Below are 16,409 nucleotides of genomic sequence, written 5' to 3'. Positions count from 1 at the left end.
ACAGAACGTGTTTCGTATCCAAGACACAAACAAGGTCGTATCCATCTCCACATCCGGCGGTAAGCCGTGGTACGTCGAACCGGGCTCCCTCGTTGTCGACGGGGAGATCCTCCGGTTCCGGCTGAACCGGTCCGGGCTGCTGATGCAGATCCACGCGGACGAAGTGGCCACCATCATCTCGGAGGACGAGTGACCGAGGAGCAGACGACCTCCGGTCGCAGGCGACGGCGGAAGCGGAACAAACAGCAGTGCCGCCGCGAGGGATGCACCCGCCCGCAGGCCGGGGGGCACCCGTGGTGCTCGTTCACCTGCCGAGCGTTGGAACGCGAGATGGAGAAGGTCCAGCAGATGCACGAGACGCTGGGGCCTGCTCCGTACATGGCTGACCTGTGGGCGTCGATAGTCGATGTCGCAGACGGGTGGACCGAGTACAACCAGAAGTTCGGCAGGATCGTCTCCGCAGCCCGCGAGGTAGGGATCACCGAGCCGTGGCTCCCCCCTCGGGGGTAGGTACCCCCGGCCTAGGTGGGTAGCGGGTACCCCTCCGCTGCCCCCGGGCAGGGGGCACCCGGGTAGGGCACTGGCCTACGGCATGCAGGGCATGCCGCGTGCCGGGTGGCTCCCTCCCCTCTAGCTTGGCACTAGGTGCCCGCTGGCGGGGCAGGCCCTCGCCTGCCCCCCACGGGGGTTATCCCTGCCCGCCCCCGAGTTGACCGGGACGTAATGCGCCTGCCCGACCCGTTTTAGCCCGGCTATTTTTCCGGCGATTCAGAGTCAGTTAGTTCCTCCTGAAGGAGTTTTTGTGGCAGAGAAGAAAATACCGAAGGCACCGGTCGGTCTCGGCAGAGCCGGTCGGGCCGTATGGAGAGCCGTATGGGCCGAGTTCGACATCTCCCGCGACCCAGGGAAGCAGGCGCTTCTCGCTGAAGCGGCGGCGGTGAAAGACGTGATCGAGGAGCTGTCCGAGCACGCGGCTGAGGCCCCGATTCTGGTGAAAGCCGCGAACGGTGCTCCCGCTATCCAGCCGTCGTTGCAAGAGCTGCGTATGCAGCGTCAGTTGTTCCAGCAGTTGATAACCCGTATCGGTATGCCCGACGCAGATCAGGCGGATTCGACACACGCTAAGCGTGTGGCAGCCGGTCGCAAAGGTGCCGAGGTCCGCTGGGGAGGGAGACGCTGATGCGCCGATGGGACGACCCAGCGCAGAACGACTACCTAGCCGACCAACTGGACAAGCTGCTGGACATGCTGGGCGGTTGCTCCTCGGTCGCAGCGGCAGAGGTTTTGCGCCGTGACAGCACGATCAAGCTCACCCCGGCTATGCAGGGTGTCGACTTCGATGAACTAGCGGAGTACGCGGAGCGGGTGGACATCCCGCGACGAGTCTCGTCGTTGGAGACCCAGCTCCTCGCGGCCCGCTGAGCACGCGTCTTAGGCCCGCCGCAAGCGCCAAGACAACCAGGCCCCTACGCCGAAGAGCTGGGGGCCTTTTTCGTACCCAAGGAAGGGCCTTCCCCGAATGGGAATTTCCACGCTAGAGGCGGCTAACGACCTCTACGACAAGATCACAGCGGAACGCGGAGACACCGGAGCGCCGGGGGTTCGTCCCCCGGTGCCGCCGGACCCACCGACACTCAACGGCCCATATGACCTGACGAGTCTCGAAGAGCACGAGCGGTTCTTCCAAGACGTTCTGGTCAAGCGGGAGAAGCTCGAAGAGCTGAGGATCGCCCCGCCCGAGGTTCGGATGTGGGACGGCGATTACACGCTGCGGGACTACTGCGCCGGATGGCGCTCGATCGAGTACGAGTTCATCGAGAACGACACCGGGACTGCGACTCTGCACCTTTCGCTGAGTCACCACCTGGCGAAGTGGGTGATGAACTTCCGTGGCCGGGCCAAGCGGAACGTCCACATCACGATCGACAAGCAGGGCTCGCGGTGGTCCGGGATCATGGACCACTTCACGGTGGTCCGCACCGAGCAGGGCGACAAGTACCTCGAAGTCGTGTTCAAGCACGACTACGAGCAGGCCAAGCATATCCTTTGCTGGGCCAACCCGTTCCTGAGGCCAGAACTGCAGTTCCCCAAGCTCTGGGTGCTCTTTGGCCCTGCCAAGTGGTGTTTGCTGATGACGCTGTTCGTCAACATCCTCAGGCTTGAAACGAGCTTGTGGACGCTGCCGGACAACCCGCTCGATCCGAGCGAGTGGTTCCCGCTCAGTCTCAACGTCTCGAACTGGCGGAACCTGGTCAAGCCGTTCCCGCTGCTGGACGACAACTCGAACCTGACGCTGGTGTTCTCCCGGTTCAAGTCGTGGCACGACGTGGCGCAGAAGACGTTGGAGGATGCTCAGCTCACGGTCGTGTGCCGCCGCTACCTCAAGGGTGACCCGCACCCGTTCGAGAACATGAAGGGCGTCTTCGGACTGCCCCTGGTGGAGGATCTGTTCCAGCACATCCCGATTCGGCATGGCTGCCTGATCTGGGACATCGAGGACAAGTCCGCATGGGGCCAAGGCACCGTGTTCGGTGGCTCGCTGCTCACCGGGTTCGTCCGGGCGTTGGTCAACATCGCAGACGACGGCTACACCGAGAGCATCGACGTATTCACCGGGGACCCAACGTCTCCCAGCGAGTACTACAACCCGAGGTTCATGGGGACCGCTCCGGGATACCCGTGGGCGGTCTTCGACGCGGCCAGCCCCTACACCGGGGTGAAGTCGTCCAAGTTCACGTACTACGAAGCTACTGCCACCTCCTTTTTGACTGGGGGACAGTCGATGCCGGGTGTGAACGAGGCGATCTCGGCTGGGGTGAACATGGCCGGGGACTTCCTCACGTCGTTGATCAACACCGCGATAGGCGCGAACCCGGGTGCCGCCTTAGGCTCCGCGATCGACCTGCCGCCGCTGGGCGGCATTATGGACGCGCTGGCCCAGATGCTCTACAAGGACGTGTTCCTGGCCTTCGAGGAGGTCCCGACGCTCCGTGCGGCGGGGACTCAGGGGCTGCCCATTCCGGGCCTTGAGGACGCCATGACCGGCCTCGGGGACTTCCACCTGTACGAGGACTGGGCGGACGGGGCTACCCGTGCGTTCACAATCGCCGCGCAGATGGCCGTCAGGGCTCGGATCTGGAAGACCAGGGCGCACTCGACTCACGAGATCCACGTGGACGATGCAGCCCCCTACCTGCTTGGCGAGAAGGGCTATGGGCATCTGTGGCTCGGAGACCGGGCTGGCTCGACTGTGCCTGAGTTCCCTATCCCGCACACGGTTTTCGTGGAGCGGCTGAAGCGGATCAAGTACAAGTGGGACCAGGACGGCCCGAAGGGCTGGATGCTGACGCTCGGCCATGTGGACCCGAAGGACCCGGCTCTCAAGGCGCTGGACTGGATCAAGGAGATCAACCAGGCCGCAGGCACGATGGGCATCCTCTAGGCCGATCGCAGCGGAGCTGCTAGGCCCGAAGGCCCCATCTCCGATGGGAGCCGGGGGATTCCCTCGGGCGTCGTCAGCTTCGCTGACTAGCTGGGCATCTTGTAACGACGCTGTTGGAGGGGGCCTCAGATCGACGTGAGGCCCCTTCCCCGGGCGCTCAGTTCGGCGGGGAGCCGGATTTGGAACTCCCTGGCGTTGCTCCCCCGTCCTCCGATGACACGGGCGGAGAACGTGATACCCGAACGGTGCAGCAGCTCCCGGCGCTCGTCGGTGTCCCCGAGGTACCAGACATCGCGGTATGTCTCTCCGGTCGCACGCCACTCCCAGCGCGCTTCCTTGGCGGGGGATGATTCCATCTCGGCTATGCGGGCGTCCAGGGCGTCTAGTTGGGTCTGGAGCCGCTGCTTGGCCGTAGCCGACACGGCTCGGCCCGCCGCTTTCGTCAGCTCTTCGAAAGCGGTTACAGCCTCCCGCAGCTCGGCCTCACGGGAGTCCCCCGGGACCCAGACCCGTTCCCGGACCTCTGCGTCTCCAAGCTCGCGGAGGAAGGTGTCCTCGGCAAGCCCCTCCAGCTCCTCGGCGGGGAGCATCACCGAGGGGCACGTCTCCCGGTCGCGGCACCGGTAGTACCGGTAGTCGTATTGCTTCCCGTACTGCGGTCGCTTGATCGAGTACCGCTCGTGGTACAGAGGAGCACCGCACGTCCCCGGACAGCCGTCCGGGCACTCTTGCCCTGCCAGCTTGTGCTGGCACGGCCCCGCGCAGACGACCAGACCCGACAGCGGACTGGCCTCGGCGCTCCGGGCACCCTTCCGGGATGCCTGGTCTAGGGCTGCCTGTATCAGCTCCCACTCATCGAGGGTTACCAGCGGCTCCGCGAGCTGTACCGGTAGGCCGGTCTCGTCGCGGACGGTCTCCCCTTTGTGGTGGGCGTATCCACGGAGAGCTTTGGACCGCAGCATGTTTCGCAGCACGGTCGGTGCCCACTTCCCCGGCTCGTCCTCGGGAGATACGCGTAAACCGGCCTGAGATCGACGGAGAGCGACGTAATACTGTGCGGGGGTACGGTAACCCTCGGCTGTCAGCTCTCGTGCGATACGGGTCAACGGAGTGCCGTCTAGGACGCTGTCCACGATCCTGCGGACGACGGTGGACGCGTCGGGGTCGATCGCGAGGGACCACCCTCCCCCTTCTTGGGGTACGGCGATGTAGCCGTACGGCGGTTTCCCTCCCGACCACCGGGCCGACTCCCGGAGCTTCCGCTTGGAAGCGGTCACACGTTCGCGAATAGCTTCCAGCTCACCCTCTGCTAAGAAGCCGATGACGTTCGCGATGAGACGCCCGACAGGCGTCCCGAGGTCGATGGACTCCGAGCAGGAGACCACGGTCTTCCCGTGGTCGATTGCCCAGGCGAATAGCTTGTTCAGGTTGACCGTCGATCGGGTCAACCGGTCCAGCTTCCACACCACCAAGATGTCCCACTCGGGGGCGCGGTGGCTGAGCCAGTCGCCGAGCTGGGGAGTGTCGAACGGGTCCACAGACCCGGATACGTCCAGATCCTCGGCGAAGCCGACGACCTCGTGGCCGTTGGACTCGGCCCACTGTTGGATCAGCTCTCGCTGGCGCTCGATCGAGGTGGACTCCTCGGTCGACCTGGAGAGACGTAGTCTGCCTAGTACGCGTTTACCTGCCATAACGGGAAGGATACCGTGTTATGGTGAGACTGATGTTCTACTCCCCGCGCATCCCCCCGAATACGGGCAACGCCATCCGGACCGCGGCGGCCACCGGCTGCGAACTGCACCTGGTCGAGCCGCTGGGCTTCGACCTGTCCGAACCCCAGCTCCGGCGGGCCGGGCTGGACTATCACGACCTGGCGTCGGTCACCGTGCATCCGTCGCTTCAGGCGGCGTGGGAGGCGCTCGGGCCGGCGCGGGTGTTCGCCTTCACCGCGCAGTCGACCACCGCGTTCGCCGACGTCCGCTACCGGGCGGGCGACGTGCTGCTGTTCGGGCCCGAACCGACCGGCCTGGACGCGGCGACGCTGGCCGACGCGCACATCACCGAGCGGGTGCGCATCCCGATGCTGCCGGGCCGCCGCTCGCTGAACCTGTCCAACGCCGCGGCCGTGGCCGTGTACGAGGCCTGGCGGCAGCACGGGTACCCGGGCGCCGTCTAGCGATGAGTTCCGCGTCCCGCGGGAGTCGGCATCGGCATGGCAACCTTCATCACCATTGGTTACGGCGAAGAGGCCGGATACCACCAGTTGAGCGACGACCGCAGACGGGCCGCCCACGCCCGCGACGGCGAACTCAGCGCGTCCGGCGCGCTCGTCGCCCGTGCCGGAACCCCCGTCCAGGTGCGCAACCCGGACGGCGCGGGGGTGCGGATCGAGCACGGCCCCTTCCTCCGGTCCACGCTGCCGATCGCGGGGTTCGCCGTGCTGGAGGCCGACGATCTCGACGCGGCGATCGAGCGGGTGAGTCAAACGCCCTGCGCGGTCGCGCACGGGGTCGTCGAGGTGTGGCCTCTTCAGACCTGATTACCAGGCGTTCCAGTGCGTGACCTGCTCGGCGGGCAGCCGCCTGGCCGGGCGGAAGTCGGTGCCCTTGGTGTAGGCGATCGGGAAAAGCCCGCCCTGGCTGTACTCGTCGTAGGGGATGCCCAGCACGTCGGCCACCTGCTTTTCTCCATCGTGGAGCAGGTGCAGCGTCGTCCAGCACGAGCCCAGCCCGCGGGAGCGCAGCGCCAGGCAGAAGCTCCAGACCGCCGGGAACAGCGAGGCCCAGAACGACACGCCGCCCAGCGGCGACTGGTCGTCGCGGCCCGCGATGCACGGGATCAACAGCACCGGCGCCTCGTGCATGTGCTCGGCGAGGTAGGTCGCGGAATCGCGGACCTTGTCCATCCGCTCGCCGCGGGTGTCGCCCTCGCGATATTGCGGCGGCGGCGCGCTCAGGTAGCCACGCGCGTTGTTCAGGTAGACGTCGCCGATCGCCTTCTTCTTCTTGGCATCCTCGACGAAAACCCATTGCCAGCCTTGCGAATTGGAGCCCGTGGGCGCTTGCAGCGCCAGGTCGAGGCATTCCATCAGCACCTCGCGTTTGACCGACCTCTCGAAGTCCAGGCGTTTGCGGACCGAGCGGGTGGTGGTGAGGACTTCGTCGACGGACAGGTTGAGGGTCATGGGTGGAGGTTACCTACACCCGCGAAACTGTATTCCGCGACGCGTTTCCCGAGTGGACCCGTCGCTAGTCGCAGTCTCGCGGGTCGTCAGCGGAAGTCGCGCGAGCGCGACCCGACCGCCAGCGTGATGCGGCCCAGCCGGTCGGCGACGACGGTGACCGCACCGCTGGCGTTTTGCACCTGGCCGCGCACCAGCATCGCCGGCGCCGTGTTGGCCAGCTTGCGGTGCCGCGCCCACACCGCCGGCGTGCACAGCACGTTGACCATGCCCGTCTCGTCCTCGAGGTTGAGGAACGTCACCCCCTGCGCCGTGCCGGGCCGCTGCCGGTGGGTCACCGCGCCGGCGATCAGCACGCGGTCGCCGTCGGGCACGTCCAGCAGCTTCCCGGCGGGCACCACCCCAAGCGCGTCCAGGTCCGCGCGCAGGAACTGCGTCGGGTAGCTGTCCGGGGAGACGCCGGTGGCCCACACGTCGGCGGCGGCCAGCTCCAGCTCGCTCATGCCGGGCAGCGACGGGACGTGCGAGCTCGAGCCCACTCCGGGCAACCGGTCCGGCCGCTGGGTGGCCGCCGCCCCGGCCGCCCACAGCCCCTCGCGCCGGGACATCCCGAAGCAGCCGAAGGCCCCGGCCGTCGCCAGCGCCTCGGTCTGCGGCACGCTCAGCTGCAGCCGGGTGGTCAGGTCCAGCAGGGAAGCGAACGGGCCGTTGGCTTTTCGCTCCCGCACCAGCCGCTCGGCGAGGTCGTCGCCGATGTGGCGCACGGCGCCCAGACCGAGCCGCACCTCGGTACCCGCGTTTTCGAGGGTGGCGTGCGCCAGGCTGGCGTTGACGTCCGGGCCGTGCACCGTCACGCCGTGCCGGCGCGCGTCGGCCACCAGCGACTGCGGCGAATAGAAGCCCATCGGCTGCGCGCGCAGCAGCGCCGCGCAGAACGCCGCCGGGTGGTGCAGCTTGAACCACGACGAGTAGAACACCAGCGACGCGAACGACAGCGCGTGGCTTTCCGGGAAGCCGAAATTGGCGAAGGCCTCCAGCTTTTCGTAGGCGCGGTCGATCACCTCGTCGGCGGCGCCGTGCAGCGCGCGCATGCCGTCGTAGAACCGGTCGCGCAGCCGGCGCATGCGCTCGGTCGAGCGCTTGGACCCCATCGCGCGGCGCAGCTGGTCGGCCTCGGCGGCGGAGAAACCGGCGCAGTCGACCGCGAGCTGCATCAGCTGCTCCTGAAACAGCGGAACGCCCAGCGTCTTTCGCAGCGCCGGTTCCATGGACGGGTGGTCGTAGACGACCGGGTCCAGGCCGTTGCGCCGCCGGATGTAGGGGTGCACCGACCCGCCCTGGATGGGCCCGGGGCGGATCAGCGCGACCTCCACCACGAGGTCGTAGAACACCCGCGGCTTCAGCCGCGGCAGGGTGGCCATCTGCGCGCGCGACTCCACCTGGAACACCCCGACGGAATCGGCGCGGGCCAGCATCTCGTACACCGCCGGCTCGGAGAGGTCGAGGCGGGCCAGGTCGACCTCGACGCCCTTGTGCTCGGCCACCAGGTCGATGGCGTAGTGCAGCGCGCTGAGCATGCCCAGCCCCAGCAGGTCGAACTTCACCAGACCGATTGCCGCGCAGTCGTCCTTGTCCCACTGCAACACGCTGCGGTTCTCCATGCGCGCCCACTCCACCGGGCACACGTCGGCGATCGGGCGGTCGCAGATCACCATGCCGCCGGAGTGAATGCCCATGTGCCGCGGCAGGTTCCGGATCTGATTCGCCAGGTCGACCACCTGCGGTGGGATGCCCTCCGCGTCGGGCGAGTCGGCCAAGCCGTTCCAGTGACCGAGCTGCTTGCTCCACGCGTCCTGCTGACCCTGCGAGAAGCCCAGGGCGCGGGCCATGTCGCGCACCGCGATCCGGCCGCGGTAGGTGATGACGTTGGCGACCTGGGCGGCGTAGTCACGGCCGTATTTGTCGTACACGTACTGGATGACCTTTTCCCGCTGGTCGGACTCGATGTCCATGTCGATGTCGGGCGGCCCGTCGCGTGCCGGCGACAGGAAGCGCTCGAACAACAGCTCGTTGGCCACCGGGTCCACCGCGGTGACGCCCAGGGCGTAGCAGACCGCGGAATTGGCCGCCGATCCCCTGCCCTGGCACAGGATGTTGTTGTCCCGGCAGAACCGGGCGATGTCGTGCACCACCAGGAAATAGCCTGGAAACGTCAGCTGGGCAATGACTTTCAGCTCGTGCTCGATCTGAGCGTATGCACGAGGGGCGGCCTCGGGGGGCCCGTAGCGGTCACCCGCCCCCGTCATCGTCAAGTGCCGCAGCCAGCTGTCCTCGGTGTGCCCGGCGGGCACGCCGAAGGGCGGCAGCTGCGGCGCGATCAACGCCAGCCCGAACGCGCACTGCTCGCCGAGCTCGGCGGCGGCGGTCACCGCGTCCGGCCGCCAGGCGAACAGCCGAGCCATCTCCTCGCCGGACCGCAGGTGCGAACCCCCCAGCGGGGCCAGCCATCCGGCGGCGGCGTCCAGGGACTGCCGGGCCCGGATCGCGCCCATCGCCATGGCCAGCCGGCGCCGCGACGGCCCCGCGAAATGCGCCCCGGTGGTGGCGACGACGCCGACGCCGAAGCGCGGCGCCAACCCGGCCAGCACCGCGTTGCGTTCGTCGTCGAGCGGTTGGCCGTGGTGGGTCAGCTCGATGCTGACCCGGTCCGCGCCGAACCGATCCACCAGGTCGGCCAGCGCCCGCCCGGCCGCCTCCGGGCCGTGCGACAGGGCCTGGCGGACATGGCCTTTGCGACACCCGGTCAGGATGTGCCAGTGCCCGCCGGCGGCCCCGGTCAGCGCGTCGATGTCGTAGCGCGGCTTGCCTTTCTCCCCGCCGGCCAGGTGCGCCGCGGCCAGCTGCCGCGACAGCCGCCGGTAGCCTTCCGGTCCGCGGGCCAGCACCAGCAGGTGCGGGCCGGGCGGATCGGACGCCTCGGTGCGCGCCCCGGGACCCAGGGACAGCTCGGCGCCGAACACGGTGCGCAGCTCGAGCTCGGCGGCCGCTTCGGCGAACCGCACCGCCCCGTACAGGCCGTCGTGGTCGGTCAGCGCCAGGGCGCGCAACCCCAGCCGGGCGGCCTCCTCGACCAGTTCCTCCGGCGTGCTGGCCCCGTCCAGAAAGCTGAACGCCGAATGCGCGTGCAGCTCGGCATAGGGAACGGACGAGCGCGCCCCCCGCGCGGTGTCGGGCGGCCGGTACGTTCCGCGCTTGGGCGACAGGGGGGCGTCCTCCCCGGGCCCCGCCGGCACCCCGGCATGGCGCGGCTTGCTGTCGAGCACCCGCTCCATTTCCGCCCAGCTCGGCGGACCATTAAACCAACCCATGCCAGCCCACAGCCGCAGTCTATCGAATGTGTGTTCGAATTGTCTGCGGTGAGAAGGTGGGGGCATGCCTGAGCCGGGACCGGTCGTCATCGACCCGCGCCGCCATGACGCGGTGCTGTTCGACGCCCCCGACCCCGTCCTGGACGGGCGGCTGCGCGAGACCGGCGTCGGCAGCGCGGTATTCACCGACGGGCCCTCGCGTGCGGCCGACGAGCTGGGCGTGCGGCCCGGCCGGTGCGTGGTCGTCACCGCCGACGCGGCGAGCGTCGGGGCCGCGCGTGCCGCCGGGTTCGCGTTGGTCATCGGGGTCGACCGGTCGGGGCGCGGCGACGCGCTGCGCGACGCCGGCGCCGACGCGGTGGTCGCCGACCTCCGCGAGGTCACCGTGCGCACCGGGGACCGCCGGATGTCGCAGCTGCCCGACGCCCTGACGGCGTTGGACGATTTGGCCGCGGGCCGGCCGGCGGTGTTCTTCGACTTCGACGGCACGCTGTCCGACATCGTCAACGACCCCGACGCGGCCGTCCCGGTCGCCGGGGCCACCGAGGCGCTGCGACAGCTGGCCCACCGGTGTCCGGTCGCGGTGCTGTCGGGCCGCGATCTGGCCGACGTGACGAAACGCGTCGGGGTGCATGGGATTTGGTATGCCGGCAGCCACGGTTTCGAGCTGACCGCGCCCGACGGCACGCACCACCAGAACGACGCCGCCGCGACGGCCGTGCCGGTGCTGGAGAGCGCGGCCCGCGAGCTGCGCGAGCGGCTGGGCTCCATTCCCGGTGTGGCGGTGGAGCACAAGCGCTTTGGGGTCGCCGTGCACTACCGCAACGCCGCGCGCGACCGCGTCGGCGAGGTGGCGGCCGCGGTGCGCGCGGCCGGCCGGCGCGACGAGCTTCGGGTGACCACCGGCCGCGAGGTCATCGAGCTGCGCCCGGACCTGGACTGGGACAAGGGCAAGACGCTGCGCTGGGTGCTCGACCATCTGGCCGGGGCGGAGTCGGGCCCGCTGACGCCAGTCTATCTCGGCGACGACATCACCGACGAGGACGCGTTCGACGCGGTTCGCGACGGAGGCGTGCCAATCCTGGTGCGGCACTACGACGACGGCGACCGCGCCACCGCGGCGCGCTACGCGCTGGACAGCCCCGCGCAGGCCGGCGAGTTCACCGCCCTGCTGGCGCGCCGGCTGTCCCGTTAGGCCTGCACGTATTCCACCGCGCCGTCGTCGAGCACCACGCGAGGCCCGGAGCCCTCGGCCCCCGACGCCTCGGTGCGGAACACCGCCTTGCCCGGATCAGTGCGCCAGATCAGCGTCGTCAGCGTCTCCCCGGGAAACACCGGGGAGGTGAACCGCGCGGCGATCGAGGTGATGTTGGCGGCGACCCCGCCGCCGAGCTCGGTGAGCAGCGCGCGGCCCGCCACCCCGTAGCTGCACAGCCCGTGCAGGATCGGCTTGGGGAAGCCGGCCATCTCCCGGGCGAACCACGGGTCGCTGTGCAGCGGATTGCGGTCGCCGGAGAGCCGGTAGATCAGCGCCTGGTCTTCCCGGGTGGGCAGGGCGACCCGGGCGTCGGGCTCGCGGTCCGGAATCTCCGGCGCCACCGGCCGCTGTCCCGGCACGCCGCCGAACCCGCCCTCGCCCCGGATCACCAGGGTGGTGAGCGTCTCGGCGATCAGCTTCTCCGAATCCGGGTCGGTGCCCCGGCCGCGCAACACCAGGATGGCGTTCTTGCCCTCGCCCTTGTCCTGGATGTCGGCGACCTCGGTGACCACCGACAGCTTCCCCGACGGCGGCAGCGGCGCGTGCAACCGGATCTCCTGCGAGCCGTGTAAGAGCATGGCCCAGTTGAACGTTCCGACCTTGCCGGCCGCCCCGAACGCGGGGCAGCAGATCACCGCGTAGGTGGGCAGCACCTGCTGCTCGATGCCGTGGCTGTTCTCGGTGGTGAAGGACAGGTCGTCGAGGCCGGCGCCGACGCCGAGCGCGTACAGCAGGGTGTCGCGGTCGGTCCATTCGAACAGCATCGGTTCGGTCACCGCGCCGACGGCACTCGGGTCAATCGCCATCTGAGTCTCCTTCGCGAGTATTTTCTCCACTTAACCATCGCAAACCCTTCCCACCGATGTGGTCGGCAGGGCAGGCTATCTCCCATGCCGAAGCGCAGGTGGGTCTCCAACGTCTCGAAGGCGGTCGCGGTACTCACCGCGGCGCTCGTCGTCGGCGCCTGTGGCGGATCGCCGCAGGCGCGCAGCATCACGGTCACGTTCATCCGGCACGCCGAGTCGGAAGCCAACGCCAGTGGGGTCATCGACACCTCGGTGCCGGGCCCCGGCCTCACCCCAGAGGGCAAGGGGCAGGCCCAACAGGTCGCGCATCAACCGGGGCACAAGGATTACGACGGCATCTACGCCTCCACCATGGCCAGGGCCCAGCAGACGGCGGCGCCGTTGGCGGCCGAGCTCGGCAAGCAAGTCGAGGTGCTGCAAGGCATTCAGGAGATCAACGCCGGCTGGTTCGAGGGCAAGCCAATTACGCAGGAGGCCGCGACCTACCTGCTGGCGCCGGCGGACTGGCTCAAGGGTGACGTGCAGGACAGCATCCCCGGGTCGATCGACGGCAAGCAGTTCAACGAGCAGTTCACCGCGGCCGTCCAGAAGGTGTACAACAGCGGCCAGCACAACCCGGTGGTGTTCTCGCATAAGTTCGCCATCGAGTACTGGACGCTGATGAACGCGAAGAACGCCAAGGACACGTTGCTGAACAGCCACCCGCTGCCCAACATCGGGCGCGTGGTGATCACCGGCAACCCGGTGAACGGCTGGACGCTGGTGGACTGGGACGGCATCCGCGACTTCCACAGCTAGTTAACGGTGGCGACCCGCCGCGCCCGGCCACGGCCGCGCTTGCGATCGCCACGAGTTAGACGGTGACGACCCGCCCCGCCCGGCCACGGCCGCGCTTGCGATCGCCACGAGTTAGACGGTGACGACCCGCCCCGCCCGGCCACGGCCGCGCTTGCGATCGCCACGAGTTAGACGGTGGCGACCCGCCGCGCCCGGCCACGGCCGCGCTTGCGATCTCCACGAGTTAGACGGTGACGACCCGCCGCGCCCGGCCACGGCCGCGCTTGCGATCGCCACTGGGTTGACGCGGCACCGGCCAGCCGCCACGATGGCTGCATGCGGTATGTCGTTACCGGCGGTACCGGGTTTATTGGTCGCCGAGTCGTGGATCGCCTGCTGGCCACCCGGCCCGATGCGCGGGTGTGGGTGCTGGTCCGCCGGCAGTCGCTGGGCCGCTTCGAGCGACTCGCGGCCGAATGGGGCGAGCGGGTCAAGCCCCTGGTCGCGGGCCTGCCGGAGCTGGACCTGGCCGACGCGGCCCTCGCCGAGCTGGGCCGGGTCGAGCACGTCGTGCACTGCGCGGCCGTCTACGACATCACCGCCGGCGAGGCCGACCAGCGGGCCACCAACGTCGAGGGCACCCGCGCCGTCATCGCGCTGGCGCAGCGACTGGACGCGACGCTGCACCACGTGTCCTCGATCGCCGTGGCCGGCGAGTTTCCCGGCGAGTACACCGAGGACGACTTCGACGTCGGCCAGCGGCTGCCGACCCCGTACCACCAGACCAAGTTCTCCGCCGAGTTGCTGGTGCGTTCGGCGCCCGGGCTGCGCTATCGGATCTACCGCCCGGCGGTGGTGGTCGGCGACTCACGCACCGGCGAGATGGACAAGGTCGACGGGCCGTACTACTTCTTCGGCGTGCTGGCCAGGCTGGCGGTATTGCCGTCGCTGACGCCAATCCTGCTGCCCGACACCGGGCGCACCAACATCGTGCCGGTCGACTACGTCGCCGACGCGCTCGTCGCGCTCATGCACACCGACGGCCAGGACGGCCGAACCTTCCACCTCACCGCCCCCAAAACCGTTGGGCTGCGCGGCATCTACCGCGGCGTCGCCAAGGCCGCCGGGCTGCCGCGGGCGCGCGGGTCGCTGCCCGGCTCGGTGGCCGCCCCGGTGCTCAAGGTGCGCGGGCGGGCCAGGGTGCTGCGCAACATGGCCGCCACCCAGCTGGGCATCCCCGCCGAGGTCTTCGACCTGGTCGACCTCAAGCCCACCTTCGTCAGCGACCAGACCCGAAAAGCGCTGGCGGGCACGGGCATTGAGGTGCCGGAATTCTCCAGCTACGCGCCACAGCTGTGGCGGTACTGGGCCGAGCACCTCGACCCCGACCGCGCCCGCCGCAGCGATCCGCTGCGCGGCCGGCACGTCATCATCACCGGCGCGTCCAGTGGCATCGGCCGGGCCGCGGCGATCGCGGTCGCCGACCGCGGGGCGACGGTGTTCGCGCTGGCCCGCAACGGCGACGCACTCGACGAGCTGGTCGCCCAGATCCGCGCCGGCGGCGGTGACGCGCACGCTTTCCCCTGCGACGTCACCGATTCCGCATCGGTCGAACACACCATCAAGGACATCCTCGGCCGCTTCGACCACGTCGACTACCTGGTGAACAACGCCGGGCGGTCGATCCGCCGCTCGGTGGTCAACTCCACCGATCGGCTGCACGACTACGAGCGGGTGATGGCGGTCAACTACTTCGGCGCGGTGCGCATGGTGTTGGCGCTGCTCCCACACTGGCGCGAGCGCCGCTTCGGTCACGTGGTCAACGTGTCCAGCGCCGGCGTGCAGGCACGCAACCCCAAGTACAGCTCGTACCTGCCCACCAAGGCGGCGCTGGACGCGTTCGCCGACGTCGTTTCCTCGGAGACGCTGTCCGACCACATCACGTTCACCAACATCCATATGCCGCTGGTCCGTACGCCGATGATCACGCCGTCGCACCGGCTCAACCCGGTGCCCGCGATCAGCCCGGAGCGCGCCGCCGCGATGGTGGTCCGCGGGCTGGTGGAGAAGCCGGCCCGCATCGACACCCCACTGGGCACGCTGGCCGAAGTCGGCAACTACTTCGCGCCGCGGACGTCGCGCCGCATCCTGCATCAGCTCTACCTGGGTTATCCCGACTCGGCTGCCGCCCGCGGCCTGCCCACCGAACCGGCCGCGACTCCCCCGCCGCGGCGCAAGCCGAGGCGGCCCGTGCGCGCCGTCACGGGCGGCATCCGGACACCGCGGCCGGTCAAACGGTTGGTGCGCCTGGTCCCCGGTGTGCACTGGTGAACGTTTTATACCGGTCACCCTGGTCAGCTCGCTGCTGATCGGGCGGCGCAACGCTGCCGGCGGCGAGAGCCGGGTGTGCGCCCCCGATGGCCGGACGTTGCTGACAAAGACGCCGGCCGAGCCCGGCACGTTGCTGCTCGGCGACGACCGTCGCACCCTGCACGGCGTTTCCCCCGTCCGCCCGATCGACGGTTCCGGGCCCGCTCAACGCGACGTCCTGGTGGTCACCTTCGCTTCGGCCTGGCCGTAATCGCCGGCTACCTGCAGAAAAAACGTTGCGGGCCTGACCTTTTCGCCGGCGCCGACACCGGCGCGACGGTCATTTCAGCAGGGTGAACTGATTGACGTCGACGTACCCGATGCGGAACATCTCCGCGCACCCCGTCAGGTATTTCATGTACCGCTCGTAGACTTCCTCGGATTGCACCGCGATGGCCTGGTCCTTATGGGCTTGCAACGCTGCGGCCCAGATGTCGAGCGTTTTCGCGTAATGCGGCTGCAGCGATTGAACGCGGCTCACGGTGAAGCCGTTCGCGGTGGCACGCTCTTCCACCATCGGTATCGACGGCAACCGTCCACCTGGGAAGATCTCGGTGACAATGAATTTCACGAAGCGCGCGAATAGGAACGATATGGGCATGCCGCGTTCGACCATCTCCGTCGGGTGCAGTCCGGTGATGGTGTGCAGCAGCATGACCCCGTCGTCGGGCAGCAGGTTATGCGCCAGGGTGAAGAATTTGTCATAGCGCTCGTGACCGAAGTGCTCGAAGGCGCCGATGCTGACGATCCGGTCGACGGGCTCATCGAACTGCTCCCAGCCCTGCAGCAGAATCCGCATCGAGCGGCGACTTTGCGAGCGGCCGATCAGCCGCTCCACGTGATCGGCCTGGTTGCGGCTCAGGGTGAGGCCGACGACGTTGACGTCGTACTTTTCGACGGCGCGCATCATGGTGGCGCCCCAACCGCAGCCGACGTCGAGCAACGTCATGCCAGGCTGCAGCCCGAGTTTGCCCAGAGCGAGATCGATCTTGGCGATCTGCGCTTCCTCCAGCGTCATGTCCTCGCGCTCGAAGTAGGCGCAGCTGTACGTCTGGGTGGGATCGAGGAACAGCCGGAAGAAATCGTCCGACAAGTCGTAGTGGGCCTGCACATCGTCGAAGTGCGGCGTTAAATCTGTCCCCTCGGGGGGCTCCGACGTCGTTGGCATCGTGACAGCCTAACCGCCAGTCTGGGTATGTTGGAC

15 protein-coding genes and 1 pseudogene are annotated in these 16,409 nt (G+C 68.7%); 11 read left to right on the top strand and 5 right to left on the bottom strand.

The window, feature by feature from the left end; translation table 11 throughout:
* The first annotated feature begins 7 nt into the window (after window positions 1-7).
* The 5 genes from BST44_RS16325 (at window position 8) to BST44_RS16305 (ending at window position 3,442) form a co-directional block, all read left to right on the top strand.
* Window positions 8-193 carry a hypothetical protein gene (locus tag BST44_RS16325; protein ID WP_083178139.1) on the top strand — a complete coding sequence of 62 codons (186 nt, stop codon included), beginning with the start codon at window positions 8-10 and terminating at the stop codon, window positions 191-193.
* Window positions 190-510, top strand: coding sequence for a hypothetical protein (locus tag BST44_RS16320; RefSeq protein ID WP_083178138.1), 321 nt, complete (start codon window positions 190-192; stop codon window positions 508-510). The genes BST44_RS16325 and BST44_RS16320 overlap by 4 nt, the downstream gene beginning before the upstream one ends.
* 292 nt (window positions 511-802) lie before the next feature.
* Window positions 803-1,180 carry a hypothetical protein gene (locus BST44_RS16315; RefSeq protein WP_083178137.1) on the top strand — a complete coding sequence of 126 codons (378 nt, stop codon included), beginning with the start codon at window positions 803-805 and terminating at the stop codon, window positions 1,178-1,180.
* Window positions 1,180-1,422 (top strand): hypothetical protein, encoded by a 243-nt coding sequence (locus BST44_RS16310; RefSeq protein ID WP_083178136.1) that lies wholly within the window; start codon window positions 1,180-1,182, stop codon window positions 1,420-1,422. The genes BST44_RS16315 and BST44_RS16310 overlap by 1 nt, the downstream gene beginning before the upstream one ends.
* A 97-nt stretch (window positions 1,423-1,519) precedes the next feature.
* Window positions 1,520-3,442 carry a Gp37-like protein gene (locus BST44_RS16305; RefSeq protein WP_244184839.1) on the top strand — a complete coding sequence of 641 codons (1,923 nt, stop codon included), beginning with the start codon at window positions 1,520-1,522 and terminating at the stop codon, window positions 3,440-3,442.
* A 125-nt stretch (window positions 3,443-3,567) separates the two neighbouring features.
* On the opposite strand, the gene BST44_RS16300 is transcribed toward BST44_RS16305, so the two are convergent.
* Window positions 3,568-5,136, bottom strand: coding sequence for a recombinase family protein (locus BST44_RS16300; protein WP_083178135.1), 1,569 nt, complete (start codon window positions 5,134-5,136; stop codon window positions 3,568-3,570).
* Window positions 5,137-5,156: 20 nt separating this feature from the next.
* On the opposite strand from BST44_RS16300, the gene BST44_RS16295 reads away from it, so the two are divergent.
* On the top strand, window positions 5,157-5,621 hold the full coding sequence (locus tag BST44_RS16295; protein WP_083178134.1) for a tRNA (cytidine(34)-2'-O)-methyltransferase: 465 nt from the start codon (window positions 5,157-5,159) through the stop codon (window positions 5,619-5,621).
* 36 nt (window positions 5,622-5,657) lie between these two features.
* A complete protein-coding gene (locus BST44_RS16290) occupies window positions 5,658-5,984 on the top strand; it encodes a YciI family protein (RefSeq protein WP_083178133.1) in 327 nt (108 codons plus the stop codon).
* Here the strand turns inward: BST44_RS16290 and BST44_RS16285 are convergent, their stop codons facing one another.
* Window positions 5,985-6,629, bottom strand: a complete 645-nt coding sequence (locus tag BST44_RS16285) for a nitroreductase family protein (protein ID WP_083178132.1) — start codon at window positions 6,627-6,629, stop codon at window positions 5,985-5,987.
* An 86-nt stretch (window positions 6,630-6,715) separates the two neighbouring features.
* The gene (locus BST44_RS16280) at window positions 6,716-9,994 is read right to left on the bottom strand and encodes an error-prone DNA polymerase (RefSeq protein ID WP_083178131.1); all 3,279 of its coding nucleotides are present in this window, start codon (window positions 9,992-9,994) and stop codon (window positions 6,716-6,718) included.
* A 64-nt stretch (window positions 9,995-10,058) separates the two neighbouring features.
* On the opposite strand from BST44_RS16280, the gene otsB reads away from it, so the two are divergent.
* On the top strand, window positions 10,059-11,189 hold the full coding sequence (gene otsB / locus BST44_RS16275; RefSeq protein ID WP_083178130.1) for a trehalose-phosphatase: 1,131 nt from the start codon (window positions 10,059-10,061) through the stop codon (window positions 11,187-11,189).
* On the opposite strand, the gene BST44_RS16270 is transcribed toward otsB, so the two are convergent.
* Window positions 11,186-12,058, bottom strand: a complete 873-nt coding sequence (locus tag BST44_RS16270; RefSeq protein ID WP_083178163.1) for a MaoC family dehydratase — start codon at window positions 12,056-12,058, stop codon at window positions 11,186-11,188. The genes otsB and BST44_RS16270 overlap by 4 nt on opposite strands.
* Window positions 12,059-12,142: 84 nt before the next feature.
* Between BST44_RS16270 and BST44_RS16265 the strand changes: the two genes are divergently transcribed.
* The 3 genes and pseudogenes from BST44_RS16265 to BST44_RS16255 all read left to right on the top strand — a co-directional run.
* Window positions 12,143-12,856, top strand: a complete 714-nt coding sequence (locus tag BST44_RS16265; protein ID WP_083178129.1) for a histidine phosphatase family protein — start codon at window positions 12,143-12,145, stop codon at window positions 12,854-12,856.
* A gap of 315 nt (window positions 12,857-13,171) precedes the next feature.
* Window positions 13,172-15,166, top strand: a complete 1,995-nt coding sequence (locus BST44_RS16260; protein WP_083178128.1) for an SDR family oxidoreductase — start codon at window positions 13,172-13,174, stop codon at window positions 15,164-15,166.
* A gap of 13 nt (window positions 15,167-15,179) precedes the next feature.
* Window positions 15,180-15,416, top strand: a pseudogene (locus BST44_RS16255) (2OG-Fe dioxygenase family protein); the annotation flags it as partial.
* 69 nt (window positions 15,417-15,485) lie between these two features.
* On the opposite strand, the gene cmaA1 reads toward BST44_RS16255, so the two are convergent.
* A complete protein-coding gene (cmaA1, locus tag BST44_RS16250) occupies window positions 15,486-16,373 on the bottom strand; it encodes a cyclopropane mycolic acid synthase CmaA1 (protein ID WP_083178127.1) in 888 nt (295 codons plus the stop codon).
* Window positions 16,374-16,409: the final 36 nt, after the last annotated feature.

This window comes from Mycobacterium scrofulaceum (assembly GCF_002086735.1).
Taxonomy (GTDB): Bacteria; Actinomycetota; Actinomycetes; order Mycobacteriales; family Mycobacteriaceae; genus Mycobacterium; species Mycobacterium scrofulaceum.
This window is presented reverse-complemented; position numbering and strand designations above follow the sequence as displayed.

Excerpts from the sequence above, each read along its gene's own strand:
- BST44_RS16300 (WP_083178135.1), bottom strand. The coding sequence starts at position 5,136 with ATGGCAGGTAAACGCGTACTAGGCAGACTACGTCTCTCCAGGTCGACC.
- BST44_RS16260 (WP_083178128.1), top strand. The coding sequence starts at position 13,172 with ATGCGGTATGTCGTTACCGGCGGTACCGGGTTTATTGGTCGCCGAGTC.
- BST44_RS16305 (WP_244184839.1), top strand. The coding sequence starts at position 1,520 with ATGGGAATTTCCACGCTAGAGGCGGCTAACGACCTCTACGACAAGATC.
- BST44_RS16270 (WP_083178163.1), bottom strand. The coding sequence starts at position 12,058 with ATGGCGATTGACCCGAGTGCCGTCGGCGCGGTGACCGAACCGATGCTG.
- BST44_RS16290 (WP_083178133.1), top strand. The coding sequence starts at position 5,658 with ATGGCAACCTTCATCACCATTGGTTACGGCGAAGAGGCCGGATACCAC.
- otsB (WP_083178130.1), top strand. The coding sequence starts at position 10,059 with ATGCCTGAGCCGGGACCGGTCGTCATCGACCCGCGCCGCCATGACGCG.
- BST44_RS16280 (WP_083178131.1), bottom strand. The coding sequence starts at position 9,994 with ATGGGTTGGTTTAATGGTCCGCCGAGCTGGGCGGAAATGGAGCGGGTG.
- BST44_RS16310 (WP_083178136.1), top strand. The coding sequence starts at position 1,180 with ATGCGCCGATGGGACGACCCAGCGCAGAACGACTACCTAGCCGACCAA.
- BST44_RS16265 (WP_083178129.1), top strand. The coding sequence starts at position 12,143 with ATGCCGAAGCGCAGGTGGGTCTCCAACGTCTCGAAGGCGGTCGCGGTA.
- BST44_RS16295 (WP_083178134.1), top strand. The coding sequence starts at position 5,157 with ATGGTGAGACTGATGTTCTACTCCCCGCGCATCCCCCCGAATACGGGC.
- BST44_RS16285 (WP_083178132.1), bottom strand. The coding sequence starts at position 6,629 with ATGACCCTCAACCTGTCCGTCGACGAAGTCCTCACCACCACCCGCTCG.
- cmaA1 (WP_083178127.1), bottom strand. The coding sequence starts at position 16,373 with ATGCCAACGACGTCGGAGCCCCCCGAGGGGACAGATTTAACGCCGCAC.